The 22,501-nt window shown below is 65.6% G+C and carries 27 protein-coding genes and 1 tRNA gene; 22 read left to right on the top strand and 6 right to left on the bottom strand.

The annotated features are described in order from the left end of the window. Nucleotides 1-192: 192 nt before the first annotated feature. The 5 genes from rarD (at nt 193) to ABTX24_RS00930 (ending at nt 5,072) form a co-directional block, all read left to right on the top strand. The gene (rarD, locus tag ABTX24_RS00950; RefSeq protein WP_350836774.1) at nt 193-1,110 is read left to right on the top strand and encodes an EamA family transporter RarD; all 918 of its coding nucleotides are present in this window, start codon (nt 193-195) and stop codon (nt 1,108-1,110) included. Nucleotides 1,111-1,328: 218 nt separating this feature from the next. Then, the gene (locus tag ABTX24_RS00945; protein WP_350836772.1) at nt 1,329-2,405 is read left to right on the top strand and encodes a sulfate ABC transporter substrate-binding protein; all 1,077 of its coding nucleotides are present in this window, start codon (nt 1,329-1,331) and stop codon (nt 2,403-2,405) included. A 7-nt stretch (nt 2,406-2,412) separates the two neighbouring features. Next, nucleotides 2,413-3,252 carry a sulfate ABC transporter permease subunit CysT gene (cysT, locus tag ABTX24_RS00940; protein ID WP_160025666.1) on the top strand — a complete coding sequence of 280 codons (840 nt, stop codon included), beginning with the start codon at nt 2,413-2,415 and terminating at the stop codon, nt 3,250-3,252. Beyond that, nucleotides 3,245-4,087, top strand: coding sequence for a sulfate ABC transporter permease (locus ABTX24_RS00935; RefSeq protein WP_350713439.1), 843 nt, complete (start codon nt 3,245-3,247; stop codon nt 4,085-4,087). The genes cysT and ABTX24_RS00935 overlap by 8 nt, the downstream gene beginning before the upstream one ends. A 13-nt stretch (nt 4,088-4,100) precedes the next feature. Beyond that, entirely contained in the window at nt 4,101-5,072 is a 972-nt protein-coding gene (locus ABTX24_RS00930) for a sulfate/molybdate ABC transporter ATP-binding protein (protein WP_160025664.1), read from the top strand. A 94-nt stretch (nt 5,073-5,166) separates the two neighbouring features. Here the strand turns inward: ABTX24_RS00930 and ABTX24_RS00925 are convergent, their stop codons facing one another. Together ABTX24_RS00925 and ABTX24_RS00920 are read right to left on the bottom strand one after the other, a co-directional pair. After that, nucleotides 5,167-5,625: an RrF2 family transcriptional regulator gene (locus ABTX24_RS00925; RefSeq protein WP_160025663.1), complete on the bottom strand. Its 459-nt coding sequence runs from the start codon at nt 5,623-5,625 to the stop codon at nt 5,167-5,169. Between the two features lie 39 nt (nt 5,626-5,664). Beyond that, a complete protein-coding gene (locus ABTX24_RS00920) occupies nt 5,665-6,159 on the bottom strand; it encodes an SRPBCC domain-containing protein (RefSeq protein ID WP_350836770.1) in 495 nt (164 codons plus the stop codon). Between the two features lie 77 nt (nt 6,160-6,236). On the opposite strand from ABTX24_RS00920, the gene ABTX24_RS00915 reads away from it, so the two are divergent. The 3 genes from ABTX24_RS00915 to ABTX24_RS00905 are packed head-to-tail and all read left to right on the top strand — an operon-like array spanning nt 6,237 to nt 7,757. Next, the gene (locus tag ABTX24_RS00915) at nt 6,237-6,698 is read left to right on the top strand and encodes a 6,7-dimethyl-8-ribityllumazine synthase (protein WP_350836768.1); all 462 of its coding nucleotides are present in this window, start codon (nt 6,237-6,239) and stop codon (nt 6,696-6,698) included. Further along, nucleotides 6,695-7,144: a PaaI family thioesterase gene (locus ABTX24_RS00910; RefSeq protein ID WP_350836766.1), complete on the top strand. Its 450-nt coding sequence runs from the start codon at nt 6,695-6,697 to the stop codon at nt 7,142-7,144. The genes ABTX24_RS00915 and ABTX24_RS00910 overlap by 4 nt, the downstream gene beginning before the upstream one ends. Nucleotides 7,145-7,154: 10 nt before the next feature. Further along, nucleotides 7,155-7,757 (top strand): TetR/AcrR family transcriptional regulator, encoded by a 603-nt coding sequence (locus tag ABTX24_RS00905; protein ID WP_350836764.1) that lies wholly within the window; start codon nt 7,155-7,157, stop codon nt 7,755-7,757. Here the strand turns inward: ABTX24_RS00905 and ABTX24_RS00900 are convergent. Then, complete coding sequence (locus ABTX24_RS00900) at nt 7,748-8,239, bottom strand: YajQ family cyclic di-GMP-binding protein (protein ID WP_160025658.1); 492 nt, start codon at nt 8,237-8,239, stop codon at nt 7,748-7,750. The two genes, ABTX24_RS00905 and ABTX24_RS00900, sit on opposite strands and share 10 nt — an antisense overlap. 136 nt (nt 8,240-8,375) lie before the next feature. Between ABTX24_RS00900 and ABTX24_RS00895 the strand changes: the two genes are divergently transcribed. The 10 genes from ABTX24_RS00895 (at nt 8,376) to ABTX24_RS00850 (ending at nt 14,530) form a co-directional block, all read left to right on the top strand. Then, nucleotides 8,376-8,457: transfer RNA gene (locus ABTX24_RS00895), tRNA-Tyr, on the top strand. 110 nt (nt 8,458-8,567) lie between these two features. After that, nucleotides 8,568-9,398: a hypothetical protein gene (locus ABTX24_RS00890; protein ID WP_350836762.1), complete on the top strand. Its 831-nt coding sequence runs from the start codon at nt 8,568-8,570 to the stop codon at nt 9,396-9,398. Nucleotides 9,399-9,532: 134 nt separating this feature from the next. Then, nucleotides 9,533-10,282, top strand: coding sequence for a hypothetical protein (locus ABTX24_RS00885; RefSeq protein ID WP_350836760.1), 750 nt, complete (start codon nt 9,533-9,535; stop codon nt 10,280-10,282). Between the two features lie 49 nt (nt 10,283-10,331). Next, nucleotides 10,332-10,643, top strand: coding sequence for an SAV_915 family protein (locus ABTX24_RS00880; protein ID WP_350836758.1), 312 nt, complete (start codon nt 10,332-10,334; stop codon nt 10,641-10,643). Further along, nucleotides 10,640-10,930 carry a hypothetical protein gene (locus ABTX24_RS00875; RefSeq protein ID WP_350836756.1) on the top strand — a complete coding sequence of 97 codons (291 nt, stop codon included), beginning with the start codon at nt 10,640-10,642 and terminating at the stop codon, nt 10,928-10,930. Before ABTX24_RS00880 ends, ABTX24_RS00875 begins: the two co-directional genes overlap by 4 nt. Further along, a complete protein-coding gene (locus tag ABTX24_RS00870; protein ID WP_350836754.1) occupies nt 10,927-12,207 on the top strand; it encodes a WXG100 family type VII secretion target in 1,281 nt (426 codons plus the stop codon). Before ABTX24_RS00875 ends, ABTX24_RS00870 begins: the two co-directional genes overlap by 4 nt. Then, nucleotides 12,195-12,953: a hypothetical protein gene (locus ABTX24_RS00865; RefSeq protein WP_350836752.1), complete on the top strand. Its 759-nt coding sequence runs from the start codon at nt 12,195-12,197 to the stop codon at nt 12,951-12,953. Before ABTX24_RS00870 ends, ABTX24_RS00865 begins: the two co-directional genes overlap by 13 nt. Before the next feature lie 41 nt (nt 12,954-12,994). After that, on the top strand, nt 12,995-13,324 hold the full coding sequence (locus ABTX24_RS00860; protein ID WP_350836750.1) for a nucleoside triphosphate pyrophosphohydrolase family protein: 330 nt from the start codon (nt 12,995-12,997) through the stop codon (nt 13,322-13,324). 51 nt (nt 13,325-13,375) lie between these two features. Then, nucleotides 13,376-13,789 (top strand): TIGR03618 family F420-dependent PPOX class oxidoreductase, encoded by a 414-nt coding sequence (locus tag ABTX24_RS00855; RefSeq protein ID WP_350836748.1) that lies wholly within the window; start codon nt 13,376-13,378, stop codon nt 13,787-13,789. Between the two features lie 579 nt (nt 13,790-14,368). After that, complete coding sequence (locus ABTX24_RS00850) at nt 14,369-14,530, top strand: hypothetical protein (RefSeq protein ID WP_350836746.1); 162 nt, start codon at nt 14,369-14,371, stop codon at nt 14,528-14,530. A 136-nt stretch (nt 14,531-14,666) separates the two neighbouring features. On the opposite strand, the gene ABTX24_RS00845 is transcribed toward ABTX24_RS00850, so the two are convergent. Next, entirely contained in the window at nt 14,667-16,769 is a 2,103-nt protein-coding gene (locus ABTX24_RS00845) for a DUF262 domain-containing protein (RefSeq protein WP_350836744.1), read from the bottom strand. Between the two features lie 193 nt (nt 16,770-16,962). On the opposite strand from ABTX24_RS00845, the gene ABTX24_RS00840 reads away from it, so the two are divergent. After that, nucleotides 16,963-17,439 (top strand): alpha/beta hydrolase, encoded by a 477-nt coding sequence (locus ABTX24_RS00840; RefSeq protein WP_350836742.1) that lies wholly within the window; start codon nt 16,963-16,965, stop codon nt 17,437-17,439. Nucleotides 17,440-17,445: 6 nt separating this feature from the next. On the opposite strand, the gene ABTX24_RS00835 is transcribed toward ABTX24_RS00840, so the two are convergent. Beyond that, nucleotides 17,446-18,219: a carbonic anhydrase family protein gene (locus ABTX24_RS00835; protein WP_350836740.1), complete on the bottom strand. Its 774-nt coding sequence runs from the start codon at nt 18,217-18,219 to the stop codon at nt 17,446-17,448. Between the two features lie 120 nt (nt 18,220-18,339). Between ABTX24_RS00835 and ABTX24_RS00830 the strand changes: the two genes are divergently transcribed. Beyond that, entirely contained in the window at nt 18,340-18,714 is a 375-nt protein-coding gene (locus tag ABTX24_RS00830) for a VOC family protein (protein WP_350836738.1), read from the top strand. Nucleotides 18,715-18,727: 13 nt separating this feature from the next. Here ABTX24_RS00830 and ABTX24_RS00825 read toward each other — a convergent pair whose 3' ends face one another. Continuing rightward, nucleotides 18,728-19,495 (bottom strand): IclR family transcriptional regulator, encoded by a 768-nt coding sequence (locus tag ABTX24_RS00825; RefSeq protein ID WP_160025653.1) that lies wholly within the window; start codon nt 19,493-19,495, stop codon nt 18,728-18,730. A gap of 163 nt (nt 19,496-19,658) precedes the next feature. Here ABTX24_RS00825 and aceB point away from each other — a divergent pair, with 163 nt between their 5' ends. Next, nucleotides 19,659-21,248, top strand: a complete 1,590-nt coding sequence (gene aceB / locus ABTX24_RS00820) for a malate synthase A (protein ID WP_350836736.1) — start codon at nt 19,659-19,661, stop codon at nt 21,246-21,248. After that, entirely contained in the window at nt 21,245-22,501 is a 1,257-nt protein-coding gene (locus ABTX24_RS00815; RefSeq protein ID WP_350836734.1) for a DUF6986 family protein, read from the top strand. The genes aceB and ABTX24_RS00815 overlap by 4 nt, the downstream gene beginning before the upstream one ends.

The following is a 22,501-nucleotide window of genomic DNA, read 5'->3' as shown; positions in this document are numbered from 1 at the left end:
GCGCTGGTCGAGCCGCCGGAGCCGCTAGGCGGAGGCGTGTCGAGACCAACACAGTCGCATATGGGCTGTGTTGGTCTCGACACCGCTCGCTGGCGCTCGCGGGCTCGACCAGCGAGGCAGGTCTGGTGGGGTGGGAATCCAGGGCGCGATATTCGGTAAAGGGATTCGGCTGCATGGCAGTACCGTGGCGACGTGAATGAGCAACGGCGTGGAGTGATGTTCGGCGCCGCTGCCTACATCATGTGGGGAGCGTTCCCGCTCTACTTCCCACTCATGGAGCCCGCCGGGGCCTGGGAGATCCTGGGACACCGGATCGTGTGGTCGCTGGTCGTGGCCGGAGCGCTGGTGCTGATCGTGGGGCGCCGCCAGCAGGTGGCCGCGATCCTGCGCGACCGGCGCAAGCTCATGCTGCTGACTGCGGCTGCGGCGGTGATCTCGATCAACTGGGTGACGTACATCTGGGGCGTCAACAACGGGCGGATCGTGGAGACGAGCCTGGGCTACTTCACCAACCCGCTGGTCACGATGTTGATGGGCGTGATCATCCTGCGTGAGCGGATGCGAAAGCTGCAGTGGGTCGCGCTCGGGATCGCGTTCGTGGCCACCGTCGTGCTCACCGTCGACTACGGCCGGCTGCCGTGGGTCGCGCTGATCCTGGCATTCTCCTTCGGCACGTACGGGCTTCTCAAGAAGAGCGCGGGCGTCGGGCCGTTCGAGTCGCTGGCCGTCGAGACCGCCGTGACGGCGCCGTTCGCGCTGGCGCTGATCATCGCCCTCCAGGCGACCGGCAACGGCACGCTCGTCGGCCACGGTGTCCTCCACGTACTCCTCCTGATCAGCCTCGGCATCATCACCGTCGTGCCGCTGGCCTGCTTCGGCGCGGCCGCCATCCGGGTGCCGATGGTCACGATCGGGCTGCTCCAGTACCTCGCCCCGATCCTGCAGTTCGCCGTCGGCGTCTTCATCGCCCACGAGGCGATGCCTCCCGGCCGCTGGGCCGGCTTCGCGATCGTCTGGATCGCCCTGGTCATCTTCAGTGCCGAGGCCGTCCACCAGCGCCGCAAGGTCCTGCGCGAGAGCGTCGCCCCGCTGAGCACCACCGGCGCCTAGCCGAGACGTCACCCCCGCCGGCCGAGACGTCACTCAGGTCGGTCGAGATGGCACTCCGGTGCCATCTCGACCGACCTAGGTGACGTCTCGGCGACTGGTGGCCGTCCAAGGAGCGGACCGTTCGGGCGTTTTCACATCCACTCGACTAATTCAAGTATTCTCCTCGACATTCGTAACCCGATCGACCTTGACTCGGCAGGGCAGAAGTGAGGAACCAGATGAAGAAGATCAAGGTTGCAGTGGCCGTGGCCGCTGCGAGCATCCTGACCTTGACCGCGTGCGGTGGCTCCGGCGGCGACAGCGACGCGGAGTCGATCTCCATCGTCGGCTTCGCCGTCCCCGAGACGGCCAACAAGGCGATCGCCAAGGAGTTCAACAAGACTCCCGAGGGCGAAGGCGTCACCTTCCAGACCTCGTACGGCGCCTCGGGTGACCAGAGCCGTGCGGTCGAGTCCGGCCTGAAGGCCGACTACGTCCACCTGTCCGTCGGCACCGACGTCCAGCGCCTGGAGAAGGCCGGCCTCGTGGACGCGTCGTGGGACGACGGCGACAACAAGGGCATCGTGTCCAGCTCGGTCGTCGTGCTGGGTGTCCGTGAGGGCAACCCGAAGAACATCCAGGGCTGGGAGGACCTGATCAAGCCCGGTGTCGGCGTGGTCACGGCCAACCCGGCCTCCTCCGGCGCCGCCCGCTGGAACGCGCTGGCCGCGTGGGGCTCCGTGGTGAAGAACGGTGGCACCGAGGAGGAGGGCAAGGCGTACCTCGACAAGCTCTTCAAGAACGTCGTCACCCTGACCAACTCCGGTCGCGACGCCACCACCGCCTTCCTCGGCGGCACTGGTGACGTGCTGCTCGCCTACGAGAACGAGGCGATCCTCGCGGCCCAGCAGGGTGAGGGCTTCGAGTACATCATCCCGGACTCCACCGTCCTGATCGAGAACCCCGGCGCCATCCTCAAGGACTCCTCCAAGCCGTCTCAGGACTGGCTCGACTTCGTCCTCGACCCGCAGGGCGGTCAGAAGCAGTTCGCGCTGACCGGCTTCCGCCCGGTCAACATCGCCGAGCCCGGCGTCGTCGACTGGGACGCGATCGGGCTCAAGCCGGAGGACATCAAGGGCGCCAAGGACCCGGCCGACCCGTTCCCGGCGCCGAAGCAGCTGCTCACCTTGGAGAACGACTTCGGCGGCCGCGACTGGTCGGGCGTCAAGGAGAAGCTCTTCGGCACCGGTGAGGACGGCGAGGCCCTCGGCATCGTGACCGACTCCATCGCCAAGTCCGGCAAGGCCTCGCAGTAGTCCGGTCATGACGACAACCATCCCTACGGCCCGGCCGGCTGCCCGTCGCAGTCGGCCGGGCAACACTCTGACAAGGACCAGCGGCATCGGGCTCGGTATCACGATGCTCTGGTTCAGCCTGCTCGTCCTCATCCCGCTGGTGGCGGTGATCATCACCGCCTCCAGCGGCGGCTGGTCCGCCTTCGCGGACCAGCTCACCAACGAGCAGACCGCGTCGGCGATCCTGCTGACGATCCGTGCGGCCATCGTGGTCACCCTGATCAACGTCGTCATCGGCACCGTGATCGCCTGGGTCTTGGTCCGCGACAAGTTCTGGGGCAAGGGCCTGCTCGAGGTCATCATCGACATCCCGTTCGCGCTGCCGACGATCGTCGCGGGCCTCGTGCTGCTCTCCCTCTACGGCGCCGAGTCACCCCTTGGCCTGCACTGGGCGAACACGTCGACGTCGGTCTACCTCGCCCTCGCCTTCGTGACGCTGCCCTTCGTCGTACGCATGGTGCAGCCCGTCCTCGAGGAGCTCGACACCGACGTGGAGGAGGCCGCTGCCTCCCTGGGGGCCTCCCGGTTCACCACGTTCTGGCGGATCATCCTGCCGTCGCTGGCCCCGGCCATCGCGGCGGGCGCGGCGCTCTCCTTCGCGCGCGGCATGGGGGAGTATGGCTCCCTGGTCCTGCTCTCGGGCAACCTGCCGTTCAAGTCCGAGGTCGCCTCGGTGCGGATCCTGTCCGCGATCGAGAACGACAACCCGGAGGGCGCGGCGGCGATCGCGGCGTTGCTGCTGGGCGTCTCCCTCCTCGTCATCGTCGTCCTCGACCTGGTCCAGAGGAGGATGGTCCGCCGTGGCTGAGACCCGTCGTGCTCCCCGCACCCCGCTGACGTACGTCCTTCGCGTCATCGTCATCGCCTACCTCGGGCTCCTGGTGGCCTGGCCGGTGGTCCTGGTCGCCTGGAACGCCTTCTACGTGCCCGACATCGGGTTCACGACCGAGGCGTTCACCGCGATCTTCAACGACCCGCAGATGATGCACGCGATCCAGCTGACCTGCGTGGCCGCAGTGGTCGCGACGCTGATCAACCTGCTCTTCGGCGTCTCGATCTCGCTGCTGCTGGTGCGTACGGAATTTCCCGGCAAGCGCATCCTGAGCGCGATGATCGACCTGCCGTTGTCGGTCTCGCCGATCGTCGTCGGCCTGGCGCTGGTGCTGGTCTACGGCGGCCGCGACGGCTGGTTCGGGCCGACGCTCGAGTCGGCCGGGATCCAGATCATCTTCTCGACGCCGGGCATCATCATGGCGACCGCGTTCGTCTCGCTGCCGCTGGTGATCCGCGAGGTCATCCCGGTGCTGGAGGAGATCGGCACCGAGCAGGAGCAGGCCGCCGCGTCGCTCGGCGCGAGCAGCTGGCAGACGTTCTGGCGGATCACGCTTCCGGGCATCAAGTGGGCCGTCATCTACGGCGTCGTGCTCACCCTGGCCCGGTCGCTGGGCGAGTTCGGCGCGGTCAAGGTCGTCTCCGGCAACGTGCTCGGCCAGACCCGCACCGCCACCCTCGCGGTCGAGGAGAAGTACCTCAACTTCGATCAGCAGGGCGCGTACGCCGTCGCCTTCCTCCTCGCCAGCGTCTCGGTCATCTGCATCCTCATCGTCTTCGTGCTGCGCGCCCGCGGTGCGCGCGTGCGGTGAAAGGACACATCCCATGAGCATCGAAGTAAGTGGTGTCAACAAGCGTTACGGCGACTTCGTCGCGCTGGAGGACATCAACCTGACCATCCCGACCGGGCAGCTGACCGCCCTGCTGGGACCCTCCGGCGGCGGAAAGACCACGCTCCTGAGGGTCATCGCCGGGCTGGAGACACCCGACACCGGGTCGGTCGTGATCGAGGGCAAGGACGCGACGTCGCTGCCGGTCCAGAAGCGCAACGTCGGTTTCGTCTTTCAGCACTACGCCGCGTTCAAGCACCTCTCGGTCGCCAAGAACGTCGCCTTCGGCCTGGAGATCCGCAAGCGCCCCAAGGCGGAGGTCGCCAAGAAGGTCGAGGAGCTGCTCGAGCTCGTCCACCTCTCGCAGTTCGCCAACCGGCTGCCCTCGCAGCTCTCCGGCGGCCAGCGGCAGCGGATGGCGCTGGCTCGCGCGCTGGCGATCGAGCCGTCCGTGCTGCTGCTCGACGAGCCCTTCGGGGCCTTGGACGCGAAGGTACGCAAGGAGCTGCGTGACTGGCTGCGACGGCTCCACGACGAGGTGCACGTGACCACCGTCTTCGTGACCCACGACCAGGAGGAGGCCCTCGAGGTCGCCGACGAGATCGTGGTCGTCAACCAGGGTGGCATCGAGCAGATCGGCACCCCCGAGCAGCTCTACGACGAGCCCGCCAACGACTTCGTGATGTCGTTCCTCGGCGACGTCACCACCCTGGGCGGGTCCTTGATCCGGCCCCATGACGTCGAGGTCACCCCCTCGCCGATCTCCGAGCACTCGCTCGAGGGCACCGTCTCGCGCGTCCTGCGGATCGGCTTCGAGGTGCGCCTGACGGTCCTCACCGACGACGGTGAGGTCGTGACCGCCGAGCTGACGCGTACGCATGCCCGGGCACTGCGGCTCGAGGAGGGCGTCAACGTCTTCGTCACGCCGTCGCCGGGGGCTTACACGATGCCGGCGCCGGCGGCGTAGGGGTTCCTTCACCAAGGTATGCAGCCGAAGGCCCACATCCCCAGCGGAGCTCCGCGCGGGATGTGGGCCTTTCTCGGCATACCGTGCCCGAGGATCAGTGAGGCAGCCACGCCTCGTCGCGCGCGGTGCGGGTGGTGACCTCGTCGGGCAGCTCACGGGAGGCGAGCTCGGCGATCGAGACCTTCTCGAAGACCTCGCGCAGCGAGTCGCGGGCGGCGATCCACACGTGCTGGAGGACGTCGGCGCGCTCGTTGTAGGTGACCCCCTCGGGGCGCAGCCCGTAGACCGAGACCAGCGGACCGTCGACGGCGCGGATCACGTCGGCGACGGAGACGTCCTCGGCCTTCCGGGCCAGACGCCAGCCGCCTGACTGGCCGCGCTGTGAGATGACCACGCCGGCCTTGCGGAGGTCGGCGAGGATCGCCTGCAGGAACCCGTGAGGGATCTCCTGGGCGCGGCCGAGCTCCTCGGCGCTGACAGCTTTTCCGTCCTCGCGCGCGGCCATCTCGATGAGGGCGCGGAGGGCGTAGTCGGACTTGGCAGATACTCGCACGGCCACATTCTTGCAGATGAATGCAGAATTTCGCTCAATCTAGTGGTCAAGTCCACTTTCATTCACGAGCGTCTCGGATCGCACCTTGAGTGCCGCGGCATGCCGCCGGAACCCGTCCGCAACCCGCTCGGGCCCGGCCAGCCCGACCAGCGGGCCGGAGAACTCCTCGACCGTCTCGTAACGCGTCGGCCCGCCGGGCCGCTGGGTCAGCCGCTGGTGACGTACGCCCCGCACCAGGCCGAGCCGCGCAGGCCAGCCCTCATAGACATAGGCCAGGTACGCAGCCTCGATCCCGTCCTCGCCGACCGCCGGCGGCTCGAGAGCCGAGATCCGCTCCGGCGAGCGCGTGCGGCCGCCGTTCGCCCACGTCACATGCAGCACGATCGGGTTCCCGACCGCCGCCGGCTGCGCGGTCTCGGCCCAGACGACGAACGGGTTCCACGCGGCGTACGACTCGGTCTCGACCATCACCCGCCACACCACCTCGATCGGAGCGTCGATCTCGACCGAGGCTCGCGGGTGCTCGTAGCTCACGGCTGGATCATAAGTCCCTGGTTGTTTTAGAGATGTCTCGCTAATATCGGGTCAAACGTCCAGCAAGGAGTGAAGCCATGACGCAGGTGCCCACCCCATCAGCCCGTGCCGAGCGGATCGCGGTCATCGCCTCGCGCTGGCACTCCGACATCGTCGACCAGGCGGTGAAGGCGTGCGTCGACGACCTGGCGAGCCTCGGGATCTGGGAGGTCGACGTGATCCGGGTGCCGGGGGCCTACGAGATCCCGCTGCGGGCACAGCGGCTCGCCAGGTCGGGGGAGTACGCCGCGATCGCGGCCTGCGCGCTGGTGATCAATGGCGGGATCTACCGTCACGAGTTCGTCGCCTCGACGGTGGTCGACGCGCTGATGCGGGTGCAGCTCGAGACGGACGTGCCCACCTTCTCGGCCGTCCTGACCCCGCTCAACTTCCACGAGCACGACGAGCACCACGGCTTCTTCCGCGACCACTTCGTCCTCAAGGGCCGCGAGCTCGCCCGCGCGATGGCCGACGTCCTCGCCACATCCAGGGCCGCATGACCTCCGAGATCGATCTGGCGGTGGAGCGCCGCATCCGCGACAGCTTCGCGAAGCAGGGGTTGATGACGCACCTCGGTGCGCGGATCGAGTCGGTCACCCCTGGCCGGGTCGTCATCGCCCTCCCGCATCGAGCCGAGGTGACCCAGCAGAACGGCTACATCCACGCCGGCGCGACCAGCGCCATCGCCGACAGCGCCGGGGGATACGCCACCCTGACCCTCTGCCCGCCGGACAGCGACGTGCTCACGGTCGAGTACAAGATCAACCTGGTCGCGCCGGCCTTCGGCGAGCGGCTCGAGGCCGTGGGCGAGGTCGTCAAGGCCGGACGTACGCTCACCGTCACCGCTCTCGACGTCCATGCCGTCCGCAACGGATCGCGCACGCTCGTCGCCACCGGCCAGCAGACGGTGATGTGCCTGCGGCCCCGCGCTGACGGCGCCGTCTAGGCTCCGCGGCATGGGACGACCGGCCAGACATGGCGCCGAAGCGCTGCTCGACGCAGGCGTACGGCTCTTCGTCGACGGCGGCGCACGGGCCGTGACGATGGCCGCGGTCGCCCGAGAGGCAGGGGCGCCGAGCGGGTCGGTCTACCACCGTTTCCCGGACCGGTCGGCGTTGCTTCACGCTCTGTGGCAGCGGGCGGTCCAGACCTTCGACGAGCCCTACCGCGACCAGCTCGGCGACGATCCCACCCCGCGACGGGCTGTCGAGATGGCGGTATGGGTGGTCGAGTGGTGCCGCGAGAATCAGGCTTCGGCGACAGTCCTGCACGCCGGGAAGACGGCCTTCTCGCCGGAGCAGTGGTCAGCCGCGGACACGGCGGCCACCGAGGCGTACGAGGCCTCCCGTGACCGCGCGGTCGCTGCCCGGGTCAAGCAGGTCGCCAAGGCTGCCGGCAGGCGCCCCGACGAGGTCGCCTTCGCGATGCTCGAGATGCCGATCGCCGTCGTACGCCGCTCTCTGCCCGGCCCGGTGCCCGCCGACGCCACCGACCTCGTCCGGCGCCTCGCCTCGCTGATGATCCTCGGCGAGGCGGCGCCTGCGACGGATCAGCGGTAGTTGATGAACTGCACCGCGAAGTCGTAGTCCTGGCCCTTGACCAGCGAGATCACGGTCTGCAGGTCGTCGCGCTTCTTGGAGGAGACGCGCAGCTCGTCGCCCTGGATCTGCGCCTTGACGCCCTTGGGCCCCTCGTCGCGGATCAGCTTGGAGATCTTCTTGGCGTCCTCGGAGGAGATGCCTTCCTTGAGGGTGATCGAGATCTTCGACTGCTGCCCCGACTGGCGCGGCTCGCTCGCGTCGAGGATCTTCAGCGACTGCTTGCGCTTGATCAGCTTGTCCTGGAAGACCGAGAGCACCGCGCTGGCGCGGTCGTCGGCGGAGGCCGAGATCTCGATCCCCTGCTCACCGCTCCACTCGATGGTCGCGTTGGTCCCCTTGAAGTCGAACCGCGTCGCGATCTCCCGCGCGGTCTGGCTCAGCGCGTTGTCGACCTCCTGGCGATCGATCTTGCTCACGATGTCGAACGACGAGTCCGCCATGACTCTCTCCTCTGGATTCTGACCAAGTCTGTGGTGTCTCACCCTAGAACCTCGTGCCGTTTTCGTACGCCGCCAGCCCCTGCGCTATTGTTTATTGCTGTCGCGATCCCCTTGACCGGGGCGCGCGTACAACCCAGGCAGATTGCCCGAGCGGCCAATGGGAGCGGACTGTAAATCCGTCGGCTTTGCCTTCGAAGGTTCGAATCCTTCATCTGCCACGCCTGGGAGAACACCCCGGTGACCAGCGGAAACGTTGGCCACCGGGGTGTTTCGCTTGTCCGGCTGTGTCCGCCCGCATACGCGGATCGACGGATGTATCCTGCTCATCTTGCCCCTTGACTGGTTCAGAGTGGCTAGTCTCGCCCCGACTGAGGCGGAGATAAGAGGTGGCGCGTCGGTGACTGGTGATACCTGGAACATCACACTGAACCTGATCTCAAGTGCCATAGCCGCGAGCGTGGTCTGGGGCGTTGGCAGGGTGGTGGCCGTTCGACGACTGAACCGGGCGCGCGAGTTCTTTGGTCTGCGAGACCGAAGCGAGTGCTTGATCATCATTCCGAGGCACGCCTCGACGTCGCCGACCAGCACCAATCGGCTTGATGTTGCGGCGCTGCTCGAGCTGTCTCCGATCCTCGGCTACTGCAAGGCGAAGCCCGAGGTTGTGTTCCACGACCAGGAATCCCACGGCCGCCAACTCACGGAGTTCTGCGTCGGCGGTCCTCGAGCAAATGAACGGACCGAGGCGCATCTCCGGTTAGCCCTCAGAGGCTTGCGGATGTCAAAGGAGGACGTCGAAGGCCGCACTGACCGTTGGCGTTTGACCCTCCACGTTGGCGACAAGAGCTATGTCTCGGTCCGCGGAGAGCGGGAGTACGCAGCGCTCGCCAAGATCGTTCGCGAGGACGGCACGGTCGTCTTCGTTATCTGCGGCCAACACGCAGCAACGAATCGCGCGACGACTCGGTACCTGGCCGAGAACTACCGAAGGCTGCTGAACTCCTATGGTCCGCGTGGCCAGTTCTGCCTTGTCCTGGAGGCCGCAGAGACAGCTGTTCTCGGTCCCAATTTGATCAGGGTCCTGGACGATGCCACTGAGGCTGCGTTCGCCGCATTTCCCGAATCGCCAGACGAACGTACCGAGACGCGACCGCTACCTTGAGGGGCCGGAGGAGGCACGACCAGGCGGCGTGACGGCTGCAAGGCGACTTGACCAATCATCGCTTGGGTTCTCCCGACGCCTAGCGGTCAAACATTCTGCGATGGCTAGAACCGCACCAAGTTAGACTGTGCCGGGTGCCGATGGTTCCTGTGACGTCACCGGATGTGGTCCCATTCCGAGGTCGGGACAAGTGGGGTGAGGTCGCGGGCAACGCGATTCTCGCGGTTTTGGGTGCAGCGCTTGCCTGGGTCGGGTTCACTCAGGTGCCGGAGCAGGTCACGCCCATCCGTGTGGCCTCGTGGTTCACCGCCTTCGCAGTTGGCATCACGATCGTCTTGGTCATCGCACTGGCGTTCACGAGACAGCTGCCAACACTTCGTGAGCGCAACGTCGGTGGAGCTCTGGCGCTGGAGGTCCATGCATGGCGTGGTGACTGGTGGCACGCGATGGGGTTGGACGCGGCTCTCGCGGCAGCAGGACTGCTCGTGGCGGCTCTCGGCTTCCAGGCTGGCGGTCAGTGGGTGCTGCCGGCACTGGGTATCGGGCTCGTCGCGTTCTGGTTCCTCGGGCGGGTGCTCATGGCAGCGCTCGGGAGGCGCCGAAACGAAGGGCTCGTGTTGCTGGACGAGTACATCGTCCACAACACCTCGTCGGGTTGGTCCCAGTCCGCTCGAAGCGAGGTTCGGAGTGTGCGTGCGCGCGGGAACTCGGTTCTCCTGACATTGCGGTCGCCCGCCAACGTGAACGAGTGCCCAGTTCTGTGGCGCGGAAGCAAGCGGATACCGGCGGACAAGATGGTCATCAAGTGCTCGATGATGGGACACACCGCCAATGACCTTGCGCAGTGGCTTCAAGACGAGCTGCAGTTGACCGGCAATCGCTAGCTAGTGTGTTCACTGCGAATGTCGACGCTTCTATCGGGAGGAACCGTCCATGGCTGATGGTGAGCCGCTCACCGAAGGCACAGAGGAGCGCCGGGTATTTCCGCCGGTGGTGTACGTGCCGACCACGAACGAGGACGACCCTGCCGTTCGCAGGGTCGTGATGCACAAGGTGGAGGACGGACGTACGGCTCTGTATGTCTACTCGGCGATGGACCGACTGCACCGGTTCTACCTTCCCGATGCTTCGTGGGTGGTGTGCGACGTCGCCGCCTTGCAGAAGGTCCATGATCAGACGCCGTACGATCTGCTGTTCCTGGATGTCGACCCAGGTCTTCAAGATGACAATGGGGTCGCGTCATGAGTGTCGATGTCGAGCTCGGGGTGCTCACGTCGATCGCCAGTGACCTGAACAGCGGCGCGGAAGGGCTCGAGGGACTGGCGGGTGGCGTGCCCAGCGGCGTCGACGCTGGCCCGATGACCGCTGTGATCGCCGGGATGCTGAGCCAGATCGTGGATAGCGCCGGCAATGTCTCGACCTCGATGTCCGGAACCGCCGACGCGGTCGAAGTGTGTCGCCGCTACTACCAGCGCGCGGATGCCGACGCTGAGGCTGGCCTCGACGACATCAAGAAGGCAATGGGCAAGTGAGCGTCGACACTGAGATCGAGGGTAAGCCCGCGCAGGTGGAGAGTGCCGCGGACTGGGTGCGCGACAAGCTCGCCAAGAAGCTGGATGACGCGGTGGACAAGCTCAACGACTCCCGCCGGAACGCCGACGGGTCGTGGAACTCAGATGCCGGCGATGAGTTCGTCGACATGATGTCCCGGGCGCGCGACAAGACCGAGAAACTCCATGATGCCGCCAAGTCGATGGCGGACGACCTCGACGACTTCGCCGAGAAGCTGCGGCGGTGTCAGAACCAGATGGAGGACGTACGCACCGAGGCCCGGACTGCCAAGCTCGTCGTGTCTGGGTTCAAGGTCGAGGATCCCGGGCCACCGCCTGCTACGCCTCCTGCGTCGTTCTCCGGAACACCCGAGCAAGTGGCGCAGTACGAGAAGGACGTCGAGGTCTACAACGACCATATGGGCAAGGTCGTCGCGTATGGCAACGCCAAGTCGGAAGCCGAGCGTATCGACCGACAGTACGCCGCCGCTTGCGAGTCGTTGCAGAAGAAGTACTCGGTCAACCAGCATGCCGCCTGGATCCTGAACGCCACCGAGATCCTTGGAGCTGCCGCTGCCGGGGCGATTGGCGTGGATATCGCGACGAAGCAATCGAAGCTTCACACGCGCGCTCAAGAGCTTGTCGACGAGGTGAAGCGAGCGATCGACGATCTGCAGGCGCACCCTGAGCGGTACATGAAACGCAAGTGGCTCTTCTTCGAGACGCTCGACGAGACGAAACTCCGAGCGGATCAGTTGGCCCTTGAAGGGAGGCTCAGCCAGGCCGAGAAGCTCTTGGACGACGCGGCCAAGTTGGAGGATGGAAAGGTCCCGAAGTTCCTCGGCCGTGCCGGAAAGGTCCTCGGACCTCTTGGGATCGGACTCGGTATCTACAACGACTACAAGGAGGGCGAGACGGGGACCCAGATCGCCGTCTCGCAGGGTGTTTCCGCAGGGGCAGGAATCGTCGCAGGTGGGCTCGCCAGCGCCGGCGCGTCTATGGCGACCGGGGCGGCTATGGGCGCGGCGTTTGGGTCTGTCGTGCCGGGTCTAGGAACAGCCGTCGGAGCCGTCGTCGGCACGGCAGTCGGAGCTGGAGTCGCTATCTTCGCTGACGGTGCGATCGACTCGCTGTTTGAGAACGGGCCGGATGTCGGCAAGGCGCTCGATGAAGGAATGAAGTCGCTCAAGGACACAGGTGACGCCATTGGTGACGCTGCCTCCTCCGTCAAGGACACTGTTGGGGGATGGTTCGACTGAGAACGCAACAAACGCCGGGCCCTGTCGTCAGCGTCCTCGGCCTTCTCCTCGGTTTGGGGGTGACCGGAATTGGCGTTGGTTCGGTCGTTCGGTACCACGACGATCCGTTCAGCACGGTCTGGTCATCACTCATGCTTGTGTTCGGCCTGATCGTCCTGATTTCGTACGTCGCGCTTCTACTGGCGAAACGCGCACGACCATCGCCAAGCCCTGCCCGTGACGTCACCTTCGAGGATGAGCGCGCACGGTTCTTTCCTCGGAACGCCAATCCCGGCGCCGTAGCGAGCAACTTCATCTTCCTGCTGCTCGGCGGCTGGTTCCTGGCGTTGGGAATCGTCGGTGCCGTCGACGGAAACTGGATCTGGCCGGTGCTGGTGGCGTTTCCCGCGGCGTACTTCCTTGGGTTTCCCGTTCTTCGGGCGGTCGGTCGCTTTCGTAGCGGCGGGGTGTGGGTGACGGAGACGCGGATCGTTGACGAGCATCTTGGTCTGCGTCGGGAGATCGCACTGGCCAACGTCAAGACGGCGTTCGATGTGTTCGATGCCGTTCGGGTCGAGCCGGAGGATCCGTCCTCGATTCGCTACAAACGGCTGACGCCGCGGCTGTGGTGCGCGCGGCTGGTGCCCGGGGAGATGCTCATTCAGGCGAATGGCCTCGCGGGCGGACCGGAAGGATTCGCTGCAGAGGTTCGGGAGCGTGCGGTGGCGGCTCAGAGCGAGCCGAAGCGGCGCTGGTGGGGCCGCTGAGTTCGCCGAAGCGGAGCCATGAGGCGCGATAGGTTCCGGTGATGGATATGAACGCCTATCAGCAGGCAGCGCTGCGCACCGCGGCGTCGAAGGGCACGCCCAACGAGGTGTTCCATCTGCTGCTGGGGCTGGTCGGCGAGACGGGCGAGATCGCCGAGAAGGCGAAGAAGATCATTCGGGACCACGACAGCGACTTCGGCCAATGGGACCTCGATGATCTCGCCAAGGAGCTCGGCGACACACTGTGGTACCTGGCGGTCCTCGCTGACCACTTCGGGCTTCCGCTCGCGGACATCGCCGAGCTCAACATCAAGAAGCTCGCCGATCGTCAGCAGCGTGGCGCTATCGGTGGAAGCGGCGACGATCGCTGACCCACCGTTGGGGGCCCTGGCCGCCACGGTCCCGATTCAAGAAGGAGCACCATGACAGTCGATGCATCTCCGTCCGCCGCCGAGAACGATGAGTTCTGGCGGGAGCGCCGGGTCTGTTTCCTGACCACGAGCCGGCCGGATGGGAGCCCGCATCTCGTCCCGGTTGGGGTGACGTTCGATCCGGTGGCCGGCGTTGCGCGCGTGATCAGCAGCGCGGGCAGCAAGAAGGTCCGGAACGTACGCGCGGCGGGGGCCGGTGCGCAGGCGGCGGTCAGCCAGGTGGACGGGCGGCGTTGGTGCACGCTGGAGGGCACCGCGGTGGTCAAGGACGACGCGGAGTCGGTGGCTGAGGCGGAGCGGCGGTACGCCGAGCGCTACCGGCAGCCCCGGCCCAATCCGGAGCGTGTGGTCATCGAGATCACCGTGACCCGGGTGCTGGGCACCGTACGTCCTTCGGGCTGGTGAGCCGATCTTGCGCGATGCGTTGGTCTACGTAGTAGAGACCTCATGGCTCGCATTAAACTGCTGGAGCATTTGAGCGCTTTCCCGGGCCACTGGCCGAAGCGAATCCGGCAGCTCAGCCAAACGAAGCATCGTGAGCAAAAATGCCGACATAAGCTCGGACTGCAATACCCCTGAGTTTATAGCGCCAGGCTCAACCGCCTCCGCCACTAGGGCAACTGTACGTCGCATTCCGGTGTTCTCGCGCGCGGCCGCCCAGGCGTAACTCCTAGAAGGCATCCGCAGGGAGCGGACATGATCGACATTCTGAATGAATCGCATCTGCCAAGCTTCCCAGGCCTGCTGAGAAGTATCACGGGAAGGGAGATCGGGGTAGGGTGAGGCGTGGGGTGGATCAACATAAATAAGATCGCGGCATAACGAACGCGATAGCTGGATATGGGTGCGTCCAATCGACTCGTAGAATTGAATTGATGAACGCCGAACTAGCGCTCGGAGCCACCAATCACCATCGCCATCTGCTTCAACGACGTATAGCGTTAGTCGCCATCCGGAATGATGACGGAATAGCATGTCTGCAACGTGCTCGAGCGTCTGCTCGGGAAGCGAGACATCGATCAACTCAATATCACGCAATTTGCTTGTCAGACGCTGGACCTCCTTGTCTTGCCGCTGGAGCGCAGCGTTCCTTCGGTTCACAGCCCATATACCAACGGCCAGGAGAACGACGCCCGCGATAACTAGAAAGATCCGCCAGCCAAGCGAGATTAGGTCTGGCAGGAGCCCAGCGGAACCCAGCAGGGTTCCGCTTACCGGGCTAGCATAGGTGGCTATCCGCCAGAGCCCTTGTTTCCTGGGCGATGCATCGTCCGTTGAACTGCTAGTCATCCGAGTCGCCATCTATGCGGCCAATGGCATCAACAAGTTCAGCAAGTTTCGTCGACGAAACACGGGAATCCGGGCGGGGGTCGAAATCACTGTCCTGCGCAATGACGGCGTTCCGGAGGGAATCCGTGAACCAAGCTGGAACCATGCCGTTCTGGTCCCGCACCAGCCTCGCAACTTCCGGACCGAGCCGATTTACGAGAGCGCGAAGACTATTAAGATCGGTTCCGAGGAATGGGACCAAGTCTTCGTCTGTAGTCCAACTTGCGTCCGGAATCGTCTGTAGAGCGCCTTCTAGCCCCTCGAACAGACCCTCGTCCTCTGACACGAATGCCCCCGCTGGTCGCGGCGGACCAGGATATCGATCGAGCAAAAGGGCAAGCAGCCGGAGTGATCGCTCATAGATGTCAGCGGGAAGGAACGACTCCATCTGCGAAATCTCTAGGTTGAGGTGTAATGACGACTCTGAAAGGTAACTCTTCTTCGCAAAGAAGTCACTCCGGTCGGGGTTTCTGTCCTTTCGGGTAAGCGTGAGATTTCCTAAGGTGTGGAGTGCGGCCAGCGCCTCGTCGATCCCCTCGCCGGACGCCTGGATGTACTCTGTCCAATCGGCTGGCATGCTTTGTGGCATGACGTGTTCGACTTTCAGGTCACCAGTCGAGACGCGCTCCTTCGAGGAGAGAGCTACCTCAAGCTCACTGAGAATGAATGGGACCTGCCGATTGGCAGACAGAAACAGGGGTGTGCGTACACCCTGCACCACGACCTCGCTGTCGCTTGGCCAATGATATCCGGGGAGGCTCAGGATCTCTGTCAGCCGCTCAATCAGGCTCTTTCCTTGGCGCACTTGGAGCTGATGAGGAATTGGTGTGAGGAGGCGATTGAGTTGATTTGTCGGGATCCCGGCGAGACTCCTTCGAACTAGATAACCAAGAACGATGTCAATAGCCCCGATTGCTTCCTCCTCCTCAATTTTGCCGTTATCGACTTGGGTGAGAATCCACAGGGCAAGCGGCGTGCAAGGATCCGAATTCCAGCGACGAACTCTATCGAGCGCTTCGCGCATTCGTAAGCTGATTGATGACGAGTCATGGAATGGGTTCAGTGGATCCTGGAAGATCATGAATAATGCTTGATCGTGATGTATCTGTTTGAATATGTCGAGCGAACGAGATTGGCGTTTTTCCGGCGGCAGGTCTTTGAGTTCATCCCGGAAACGCTTCTCGAATGCCAGGAAGAGGTTGAGGCGGGTCGTATCTGGGGAATGCGCGACCTCGCGCGCCCAAAGAAATGTGACGAATGGGCGGTCGTCTCGCCTTCCGCCCGGCATCGGTCTGACGAGGTTGTTTTCCATCGGCATCCAGTACGCTTCGTATGCCGTTTCGGCCTGATGCTCAGTTAGATTCAGAAGAAGTTCGTTCCGAACCAAGTCGGCGGCGCTAAGCTGCATCCCTTTTGAATTCAGGCGATTGAATATGTTATTCACTGAGTCTCCTGGTGTGGTGTTGATCTCAACCACCAGGAGATGAAGAAGGAGGGTTCTTGCGAGATCTTGGAGGTCGACCTTGATGTTGGGGTCATCGGAAGTGCTCACTTCACGTATTTTTTTTGAAAAGAACGTGTAGGCTTGGCCGATGCCACCGGTCGGTGTATTGTCGCGGACCGTGCGCGTGTAAGATTCGCGATCTAGCTTGGTTGGTACCAGCCGGTCTGGGTAGTCGTCGTCGTACTTGTTTATGAGGTACTTCTCGTCGTACTCTCGAGGATTCCATCCATTAACCTTGAGGTGGCTCCCGACGTCTCGCAAGGCGGCAATGATAATAAGAATAGTTGTAAGTCGCTGCTGTCCATCCACAATCAGGTGCTTCATCAGGACGGAGGCACCCCCGGGGGCGGGGTGGAGTACGACGCTGCCGAGAAAGTGACCATCAAGGGTCTGTGGGTCCGGATCGTGCTCACGGCGGCACTCCCTTAGTAGATCTTCCCAGAGCTGATTCCACTCGTCCCGTCGCCAGGAGTATCGCCGCTGAAAGTTTGGAACGAGGAAAACCTTGGAGCCTTGGAGAAGGCGAAGAATGTTGGTCTCGGCCGCTTTCATTGCACCTCCGGTACGTGTTGAGTCTGGGCAATATACTCGATCCGGCAAGAGGGCATGAGTAGTTTGGCCTCGTGCGCGGGTAGTCATGTTTCCGAGAGCGTCCTCGTGGCGGTTGACCGCGGTCGTCCTGTATGAGCGTTCCCCTGGCGCACCCGCGACAATTCATTGCGCACCTGTTTTGCTAGTGGAGCCCGTGGGCGACGCAATACCCAGTCTTGATTACATTCGATCCGCGGCTGCTCGTACGGCCCGCGCCAACGGCGGCGACCCGGGGGTTCTGCCGCTCTTCCCGGCGACGGCGGACGAGGCGCGAGCGATCGGGGGCGAGCACGCGGCCGAGGGCTTCGACTACTACTGCACGCCGCGCTTCGATCATGAGCGAGCTGCCAAGGCATTCGACTGGACGAGCGTCGACAAGATGGCGACGTTCGACGCCTTCGTGCAGGTGCCACTGATCGGGCAGCGACCGCTTCTCATGGTGGTCGGCACCCGTGCGGAGACGGCGTGGATGACGATCGAAGCCTTCCAGCGGGCGGTGGGACCGAAGGAAGTCTTCTGGATCGAGGGCGCCAGCCATGTGGATCTCTACGACAAGGAGCCTTACGTCGGTGCAGCCGTGGAGCGTCTGGGCGCCTTCTTCGCCCAGAACCTCGCCGCTCCGGTCAGCTGATCAGACTCAGAAGAGCCCGCGGTCGCTCAGTACGACGCGGTCGTTGAGGTCCTGGACGTCGCGTCGGTTCCCGGTCGGGAACATGGTGCGGAACCGGTCGATCTGGCGGGGTGAGGCGGTGATGGGGTCGGTGAGCATGACCCACTGGACGTGCTCGGTGTAGGGCGCGGTCGTGAGGGAGCCGTCGTAGCGGTAGGACGTGTGCCGGCGCGGCAGGAGGGCGCCGACGTCGATGTGGCCGACGTGGTCGGCGGTCGAGCACTCCGAGACCAGGTGGTCGTAGAGGCGGCCGAGGGTCGGGTTGACGAGGCCCGGGCGGACCCAGACACCGACGACGAGGGTGTGGCCGGAGGCGTCCTGGTGCACGAAGTGCATCTCGATCGGGTAGTCCCGGGCGGAGAGCCGATGCTCGCTCGGGGTGTGCCAGTGGAACTGCACCAGGCCGTACGTCACGCCGGCCATCTCGAGCGAGCCGACGCCGGGCGGGAGCTCGGCGCGTACGGTCTCCTCGTCGCCGCGGACGGTGCAGCCGTCGGGCTCGTCGGCGTCCTCGCGGACGTACTTCATCGTGACGGTCGCGTCGTGGGGATAGTGGACGTGCAGAGCGGGCAGGTGCTCATGCTGGGCGCCGCCGCGGTAGATGCGGATGGGGCTCTGGTGCGGTGGACCGGCGGAGGTCGCAGATGCGGCCGCCGACGAGGACAGAGCGGTGAGTCCCGCGATGGCGGCGGCTCCCTGGAGCAGGGCGCGACGGTTCATCCCGACGGTGGTGCGCTTCATAGAGATCTCCCGAGATCTACCGGGTCGAGGTGACCCGTGGACCGCAATACGTACCACGAAATGCGGTCGGCGGCGTCGTATCCGCGACCTAGAGTCATCATGACGTGAGAGGAGAATCCGATGAGCGTCCAACTGAACCATACGATCGTCCACGCCTCCGACCGGGACGCGATGGCGACTCATCTGACCGAGATCCTCGGGCTTCCGGAGGCCCAGGTCTTCGGCCCGTTCCGGGTCGTCGAGCTCACCAACCAGGTCAGCCTCGACGTGGTCGAGGATCAGGACTTCCGGCCGCAGCACTACGCGTTCAAGGTCTCCGAGACCGAGTTCGACGAGATCTTCGGGCGGATCAAGGAGCGCGGCATCACCTACTGGGCCGACCCCTTCCACCGGCGGGAGAGCCAGATCAACCACAACGACGGCGGTCGCGGCGTCTACTGGGAGAGCCCCGACGGACACAACCTCGAGATCATCACGGTGCCGTACGGCGGCTGACCGCCGACGAAGCTCAGGCGAGGTCGGCGGCGAGCTGCTTGCCGGCCTCGGTGAGCAGCGGGACGGCGCGCTCGATGAGCTCGTCGCTCATCCGGCCGGTCGGTCCGCTGATCGACATCGCCAGGCGCGGGGCGTAGTCGGGGACGGCGACGGCGACGCAGCGTACGCCTGCCTCCTGCTCGCCCTCGTCGATGGCGTAGCGGCGCTCGCGGACCTGCTCGAGCTGGTCGAGGTAGTCGTCGCGCGAGGTGATCGTGGTGGAGGTGTAGGGGACCATGTCGGTGCGCCGGAGGATGTCGCGGACCTGGTCGGGAGCCATGTCGGCGAGGATGGCCTTGCCGACGGCGGTGCAGTGCGGGGAGACCCGGCGGCCGACCTCGGTGAACATGCGCATCGACTGGCGCGACTCGGTGTGGGCGACGTAGACGATCTGGTCGCCGTCGAGCATCGCCAGGTTGGCCGACTCGCCGACCTCGTCCACGAGCCGGGTGAGGTGCGGGCGGGCCCAGGTGCTGAGCATGCGCGAGGAGCTCTCGCCGAGCCGGATCAGCTTGGGCCCGAGGACGTACTGCCGGTTGGCCTCCTGGCGGAGGTAGCCCAGGTCGACGAGGGTGCGCACCAGCCGGTGGATGGTCGGCAGCGGCAGGCCGGAGGCGGCGGCGAGCTGGGAGAGCCCCATGGTCCCGCCGGCGTCGGCCATCGTCTCCAGCAGTGCGAAGGCACGCTCGATCGACTGCACGGCCCCGGTGCGGGCCTTCGGCGCCTTCTCGTTCTCGCTCACCTGAGCTCCCCGATCTATGGGTACTGTCTTCCGGATGACGGAAGTCTAGCGTCGTGTAGAGGAAATCCGGCTGGTTGCGTCCCTTGTCTGGCCGGATTAATATCCGCAATGCGGAAAGAGAAATCCATTCAAAGGAAACTGTAGCCCTGGAAGGGTGGAGCTCGTGAACATTCAGATCACCGGTGGCGAGGTCGAGCGAGGAGCCGAGATCCTCACCCCCGAGGCCCTCGACTTCGTCGCGGAGCTGCAGCGACGGTTCGGGGCCCGCCGTGACGAGCTCCTGGCCGCCCGCCGAGTGCGCCGCGAGGAGGTCGCCCGCACCGGCCGGCTCGACTTCCTGCCCGAGACGGCCGACGTACGCGCCGGCGACTGGACTGTGGCGCCGGTGCCCGAGGACCTCCAGGACCGCCGCGTCGAGATCACCGGCCCGACGGACCGGAAGATGACGATCAACGCCCTCAACTCCGGGGCGCGGGTCTGGCTGGCCGACATGGAGGACGCCAGCACGCCGCACTGGAGCAACGTGGTCGGCGGCCAGGTGAACCTGTACGACGCCATTCGGCGCCAGATCTCGGCGATGTCCCCGCAGGGCAAGCTCTACGAGCTCAAGGAGGACCAGCGGCTGGCCACGATCGTGATGCGCCCGCGCGGCTGGCACTTCGACGACCTGCACGTCCTGGTCGACGACAAGCCGGTCGTCGGTGCCCTGGTCGACTTCGGGCTCTACTTCTTCCACAACGCCCGCGAGCTCGTGGAGCGCGGCAGCGGGCCGTACTTCTACCTCCCCAAGATGGAGAGCCACCTCGAGGCGCGGCTGTGGAACGACGTGTTCACCTTCGCCCAGGCCGAGCTCGGGATCCCGCACGGGACCGTGCGCGCGACCGTCCTCATCGAGACGATTCCGGCCGCGTTCGAGATGGACGAGATCCTCTACGAGCTGCGCGACCACGCCTCGGGGCTCAACGCCGGCCGGTGGGACTACCTGTTCAGCCTGATCAAGTACTTCCGCGACGCCGGGCCCTCGTTCGTGCTGCCGGACCGGGCGACGGTGGGGATGACCTCGCCGTTCATGCGTGCGTACGCCCAGCTGCTGGTGAAGACCTGCCATCGCCGCAACGCCCACGCGATCGGCGGCATGGCCGCCTTCATCCCGAGCCGCCGGGACCAGGAGGTCAACGCCACCGCCTTCGCCAAGGTCCGGGAGGACAAGGAGCGTGAAGCCGGGGACGGCTTCGACGGCTCCTGGGTGGCCCACCCCGACCTGGTCCCGATCTGCCGCGAGATCTTCGACGGTGTCCTGGGCGACCGGCCGAACCAGGTCGACCGGCAGCGCGACGACGTCGCCGTTGCCGCCGAGGACCTGCTCGACGTCGCCTCTGCGGGCGGCGCGATCACCCTCGCCGGGCTGCACGACAACGTCGAGGTCTCGCTGGTCTACCTCGACGCCTGGCTGCGCGGCGCCGGTGCTGTCGCGATCCACAACCTGATGGAGGACGCCGCCACGGTCGAGATCTCCCGCTCGCAGATCTGGCAGTGGGTGCACAACGGATCGAAGCTCGACGACGGGACCCAGGTGACCGCAGAGCTCGTACGCCGGGTTCTGGACGAGGAGATGACGAAGCTGCTCGGGGCGGCCGACGGGATCGAGCACCACCTGAAGCAGGCCCGCACCATCTTCGAGGAGGTCGCGCTCGCCGACGACTACGTCGACTTCCTGACTCTGCCCGCCTACGAGCAGGTGGTGGGTGCATGAGCCACCTCGAGGAGCTCGCTGCGCGGCTCGACCGCGCGCTCGCCGGTGCCGACGCGGCGCTGGCCGCCAGCTATCCGGGGGACCGTGGCGTACGTCAGCCGGTGCACACCGTCTACGTCCCGGGCGACCGCTACGACGAGAAGACCGTCTCGGAGTGGTCGGCCGAGTCCGGTCGGGTGCTGGCTGAGCATGCTGGCTCGGCTGCAGAGGTCGCAGACTCCTTCGAGCTGGAGCCCGGCTTGGCGGAGGAGATCTACGACCGGGTGACGGCCAAGCTGGCCGCCGAGCCGATCGAGGACCTGCGGATCGACTTCGAGGACGGCTACGGCGCTCGGCCCGACGAGGACGAGGACGCCGCTGTGGTGGCGGCCGCCCGGGCGCTCGCCGCCACCGTCCGTGACGGCTCCGCGACGCCGTTCCACGGCATCCGGATCAAGTCGTTCGAGGCCCCGACGCGGCACCGCGGGCTGCGTACGCTCGACCTCTTCCTCGGCGAGCTCGTCCGGGAGGGTGGCCTGGGCGACGGCTTCGTCATCACGCTGCCCAAGGTGACCTCCGTCGAGCAGGTCACCGCGATGGTCACCGCGCTGTCCGCGCTCGAGGCCGCCCACGGGATCGAGGCCGGGAGCCTTCGGTTCGAGATCCAGGTCGAGACGCCGCAGGCGATCCTCGGCTCCGACGGCACGGCGCTGATCGCGCGGATGATCGCCGCCGGCGCCGGCCGGGTCACCGGCCTGCACTACGGGACGTACGACTACTCCGCCTCGCTCGGGGTCGCGGCCGCTTTCCAGAGCATGGAGCACCCGGTCGCCGACCATGCCAAGGACGTGATGCAGGTGGCCGCCGCCGGCACCGGTGTCTTCGTCTCGGACGGCTCGACGAACGTGCTCCCGGTCGGCGACCCCGAGGCCGTACGCGCCGCCTGGCGGCTCCACTCGCGCCTGGTGAGCCGGTCGCTGGCCCGCGGGATCTACCAGGGCTGGGACCTGCATCCGGCCCAGCTCCCCAGCCGCTACATCGCGACGTACGCGTTCTTCCGAGACGGGCTCGAGGTCGCCTCGGCTCGCCTGCGGGCGTACGTCCACGGCGGCGACTCCAGCTATCTCGACGAGCCCGCCACCGCTGCCGCGCTCGCCGCGTTCGTGCTGCGTGGCGTGGAGTGCGGTGCTGTCGCGGCCGACGAGGTCGAGACGCTCGCCGGGATCGACCAGGCCAAGCTGGCCGAGCTGGCTCGCCGGCGGATCACCGCCTGA

It is taken from the genome of Nocardioides sp. NPDC127514 (genome assembly GCF_040302125.1).
Taxonomy (GTDB): Bacteria; Actinomycetota; Actinomycetes; order Propionibacteriales; family Nocardioidaceae; genus Nocardioides.
This window is presented reverse-complemented; position numbering and strand designations above follow the sequence as displayed.